This is a genomic window from Paraburkholderia sp. RL18-085-BIA-A (assembly GCF_046027075.1).
Classification (GTDB): Bacteria; Pseudomonadota; Gammaproteobacteria; order Burkholderiales; family Burkholderiaceae; genus Paraburkholderia.
The window spans coordinates 1-4,094 of record NZ_JARESU010000299.1 but is presented as its reverse complement, the minus strand read 5'-3'; the positions used below and the strand labels follow the sequence as shown (position 1 = coordinate 4,094).

Sequence of the window (4,094 nt, the reverse complement as noted above, 5' to 3'; positions counted from 1 at the left end):
GATCACGTCCACCAGCGGCCGCAACTGGGCGGCGTCTAGAATAGCCTCGATGCGGTAGCGGAACTTACTCGACACGATCGCCACGTTTATGCCCTGGCCCCGCAACTGTTCGAACAGATCAGGAACCTCCCGATAGATCTGCGTCGACGACACCATGACCTCGTCCGCGCGCTCGACAAACAGACGCGCAAATTCGTCCGCGCTTTCCGGCTCTCCATTTCCGGTCAACGTTCGAAACATTGCATGTAAGGTCAGGCCAATAACGGAGCGAATGCGCCCACTCTCGACTTCCGTGACTCCCAATGTCCGTAAGGCGTAGCGTGTACATTCCACAATTCCGCTAGACGAGTCGGCCAACGTTAGATCGAAGTCGAACATAATGGCTTCGATGTGTCCACCTGCCATAAAAAGCCTCTACGTTTTTGGTTCCAGATGGTGAAGGGTTTCCGCAAGATGGCGGATAGAAATTAGTTAAGCGAAGGCATTGTCCCCAAACCGGACCACCGCAGCAACTGTCCGTTCATGGCCGGTCTGTGCCTTTCAGGCAGCCGCCGAGCGCGCCGTTCCGTGTCGTATATATCGCGAGACCCGCAATATATAGCGGGCACGATGCCGTGCAATTTCTCCATAAATGGCGGTGACTTCTGGGTGCTATGCGGTACCTGGTTGGCGAGCGAGGGTTCGGTATAAAGCCCGGCGTGCATGGCAATGTCACGATCGCGGGCCGTTTATATATTTATATCGTGCTCGGCATGCTTTACGAAAGTTACGCACAATCCGCTGACGATTCTAGCGACGCAGCCCTCGGCCGGCGTCGGCGCGTTGCTCGCGTTGATGCTGTTTCACGTCGAGTTCACAGTCATGTCGTTGATCGGCGCCATCCTGCTGATCGGCATCGTCAAGCAGAACGCGATCATGATGGTGGGTTTCGCTATCGACGCGTCGCGCAAAGGACTGTCGCCGCGCGATGCGATCTATCGCGCCAGCCTGATGTGCTTCAGGCCGATCCTGAAGACGACATGCGCAGCGCTGCTCGGTGCACTGCCGCTCGCCTTCGGGCACGGCACGGCGAGGGAGCCAATCTGCGCCGCCGTGCACGCTGACGGCACACTTGTCTGGAAGGAAGCCGTCGCCGCCTCGGTCAGTTGAAGTTACGAGTCGGCTACGCGCGCCGCGTTGCGCAGGATCTGGTTGAATCGGCCGGGAGCCTCAAGCTTTGGAACGTGACCGATGTCCTCCAGTACGTGGAGGATCGAGGCAGGGGCCGCCGTATGCAGCTTCAGCGCGTGCTCGTCCATCGGCGCCATCCGGTCACGGTCGCCAACGACGATTGATACAGGCACCGTCGCTGCCGCGACCAGAGGCGGGGTGGAAGCCGAGAAGACCATATACACTGCGTGAGCCCAGCCAGCCGGCGTGACTGCGTCAGCCAACCGCAATACATGATCCCGAACGGCGGAGGGCGTGTCTGGCGCAACAAGCAGGTCAACCATGGCCACCCTATCGGACGGCGACATCGCCTTGCCCGCATGCAGAAGCGCCTCAACTTCTCGGGACTTCGCCTCGCCCTGTAGATGTCCGCGCGCGACATTTGGTGCCGACAGAACCAGCGAGCGGGTTGCCTCCGGATAGCGATTCTCAAAGGCGGCGGCAATCACGCTTCCCCACGAACTGCCGACAATGGTAGCGGTGCCGATGTCAAGTGCCGACATGAGGCCCATGAGCGCGTCGGCATAGTCCTCAACGCCCGGTGTAGCAACCCGCAATGGTGCGCTCTGACCGTAACCCGGGGCGTCCCATGCCACGACCCGAAAGCTGTCCTGGAGACCGGCCAGCTGGGCACGATACCCCGCGGAACTCGAACCGATACCGTGAAGTAGAACAATTGCTGGCGCATCGACCGGACCACCTGTCCGGTACGTCATCGCAAGCGGTGCGTCTCCGAGACGCGGGGTCTCGATATCGACCGTTCTTACTGGAAGTAATCCGCTTTCGAGCAAAATCCAGTCTTCCTGATTCAACGATTTCATTGCAGCCCACCTTGTTGTCAATTGCACGCTGTTCACTGCCCCTTCGACGCGGGCCTCGTTTTCTCCTGGTTCAGTTGCTCGGACACGTCAGCCTTCAGGACGGCGATTTCAGCCAGGGCGGATTGGAGCGCGCGCTGCCGCTGCTCAGGACTTGTGTTGACCCCTTCGGCGCGTACAAAGTTCATGTCGGTGATGCCGATGAACCCGAAGAAGTTCGACAGGAACGTCTCCTGGTGATCCATGAAGGCCATCGGCGACGACGCGGAGTAGAACCCGCCACGCGACGATGCAACAATCACCTTCTTACTGCCGGCGAGGCCTTCCACGCCCGTCGCGGTGTAGCTGAAGGTCTTGCCCGGCGCGGCCAGGCAGTCGATCCAGGCCTTTAGTTGACTCGGAATGCCGAAGTTGTACATCGGTGCGCCGATGACGACGATATCGGCGGCAAGGAACTCGTCCAGGGCGACGTTAGTTGCCGCAACTTCATCCTGCGCTGAAGCATCGACCTGGGCACCACCCTGTATGGCGGCCGCTACCATCTCCCCAATCTCGCCGGCCAGCGCGCCGGCCTCGTATAGTGATTTCAGCTTGGCGAACCGGGTCGCCGGTGACTGATGCGGCACAGGCCCGGCAGCCAGATCACGATAGCTGACCCCGAGACCCGGCGAGGTGTCCCTGAGGCGGGTCACGATACTGGCTGACAGTTGGCGACTGACGGACTGGGCGCCTGAGATGCTGGAATCAATGTGCAATAGTTTCAAATTTCTTCTCCGGGATCTGAGGACGGGGCAGCACAGGGATCGCCCGCGCCGCTCCGGACCTCGCAGTAAGGAACATTTTGTTCGTTACGCTATGATAGAGGCTGAAAAAGTTCGCACAAGGAGGCACTTTTTTGTCTGATACGAACATTCCTGTTCGCGCCACTGAGGCGTCGGATTCCCGCGAGGGGTGCCGGGAAGTGATCCCTACGCTCGCCCGCATCGGCGACAAATGGACGGTGATGGTGGTCGGCTCGTTGTCGAACGGGCCGATGCGTTACAACCAGATCGCGCGCCTGATCGAAGGCATTTCACAGCGCATGCTCACGCTCACCCTGAAAAGCCTGGAGCAGGACGGCCTGGTCAGCCGGACGATGTATCCGACCATTCCACCGCGTGTGGACTATGAGCTGACGGACCTCGGAAGGTCGTTGATCGTGCCACTACGGTCACTCCACAGCTGGGCCGTGGAGCACCAGCCCGCGATGCTGGCCGCACGCGAGGAATTTGCAAAGCGGGAGCAACAAACCGGTTTGCGGCAGACGCGCTTCACCGATCCGAAGTAGCGTTGAACGGGGAGGCCGGGGGCTGAAAAGCGCGTTAGCATCAAGCGTTTCGCGCGCGCCACCATCAAGATAAAAGCTTCTGAGAGAGACGTGCCGGTGTAGATGTGTAGGTCGCCGTTGCTGAGCGCCGCGAACGCGCGCTGCGCGCGTTGATCCGCAAACGGAAGAAGCCGGTCGCGTTGTTCATCGACGACGCGCATCAGTTGCATCCGAAAACGCTGGTCGGCCTGAAGCGCCTGATGGAAACGCGCCGCGCATTGGCATTGGCATTGGCGTCGGCGGTGGTGGTGGCAGCGTCGGCGGTGGCGTCGGTGTCGGCCGACGATCAGCAGAGGGACGCGCACGAACTGCTGGAACTTGCGTTCGTATATGCCGGTGGCGCGCGCTGCGTGCAGCTTCTTGAGCAGATCGGTCTGCGAGATGAACAGCACGTCGCGCCCCTGGCGAGCGGCGCAGTGGCCAAGAGCCTGAGCCAGGTGCGACTTGCCGACGCCAATCTGGCCGACCATCAGAACGCAGACCTTCTCGTCGATGTAGCGGCCAGTGGCCAGATCGTGGATATGGGCGCGGTTGAGCTTGGGTAGAAGATCGAAGTTGAAGGTCTCGAGCGTCTTGCCCAGCGCGAAGCCGGCGCGGGCAAGGCGCGCGCCGAGCTTCTTCTGGTCACGCCGCGCGACCTCGTCAGGTTCTGTCGCAATAACGATGTCGCGGTAAAGTTCGGGCTGCACTACCTTTGCTTT

General features: G+C 60.5%; 4 protein-coding genes and 2 pseudogenes. 2 read left to right on the top strand and 4 right to left on the bottom strand.

The annotated features are described in order from the left end of the window. Positions 1-378: HAD family hydrolase (locus tag P0D89_RS51365; protein ID WP_408379374.1), on the bottom strand; the 378-nt coding region annotated here is incomplete at its 3' end. 356 nt (positions 379-734) lie between these two features. On the opposite strand from P0D89_RS51365, the pseudogene P0D89_RS51360 reads away from it, so the two are divergent. Continuing rightward, positions 735-1,077, top strand: a pseudogene (locus tag P0D89_RS51360) (efflux RND transporter permease subunit); the annotation flags it as partial. A 74-nt stretch (positions 1,078-1,151) separates the two neighbouring features. Here P0D89_RS51360 and P0D89_RS51355 read toward each other — a convergent pair. Together P0D89_RS51355 and P0D89_RS51350 are read right to left on the bottom strand one after the other, a co-directional pair. Continuing rightward, positions 1,152-2,066, bottom strand: a complete 915-nt coding sequence (locus P0D89_RS51355) for an alpha/beta fold hydrolase (RefSeq protein WP_408370587.1) — start codon at positions 2,064-2,066, stop codon at positions 1,152-1,154. Continuing rightward, positions 2,063-2,791, bottom strand: coding sequence for an FMN-dependent NADH-azoreductase (locus P0D89_RS51350; protein ID WP_408370589.1), 729 nt, complete (start codon positions 2,789-2,791; stop codon positions 2,063-2,065). The genes P0D89_RS51355 and P0D89_RS51350 overlap by 4 nt, the downstream gene beginning before the upstream one ends. 131 nt (positions 2,792-2,922) lie before the next feature. Between P0D89_RS51350 and P0D89_RS54765 the strand changes: the two genes are divergently transcribed. Beyond that, entirely contained in the window at positions 2,923-3,354 is a 432-nt protein-coding gene (locus tag P0D89_RS54765; protein WP_408239162.1) for a winged helix-turn-helix transcriptional regulator, read from the top strand. A gap of 320 nt (positions 3,355-3,674) precedes the next feature. Here the strand turns inward: P0D89_RS54765 and P0D89_RS54760 are convergent. Further along, a pseudogene (locus P0D89_RS54760) lies at positions 3,675-4,094 on the bottom strand (ATP-binding protein); the annotation flags it as partial.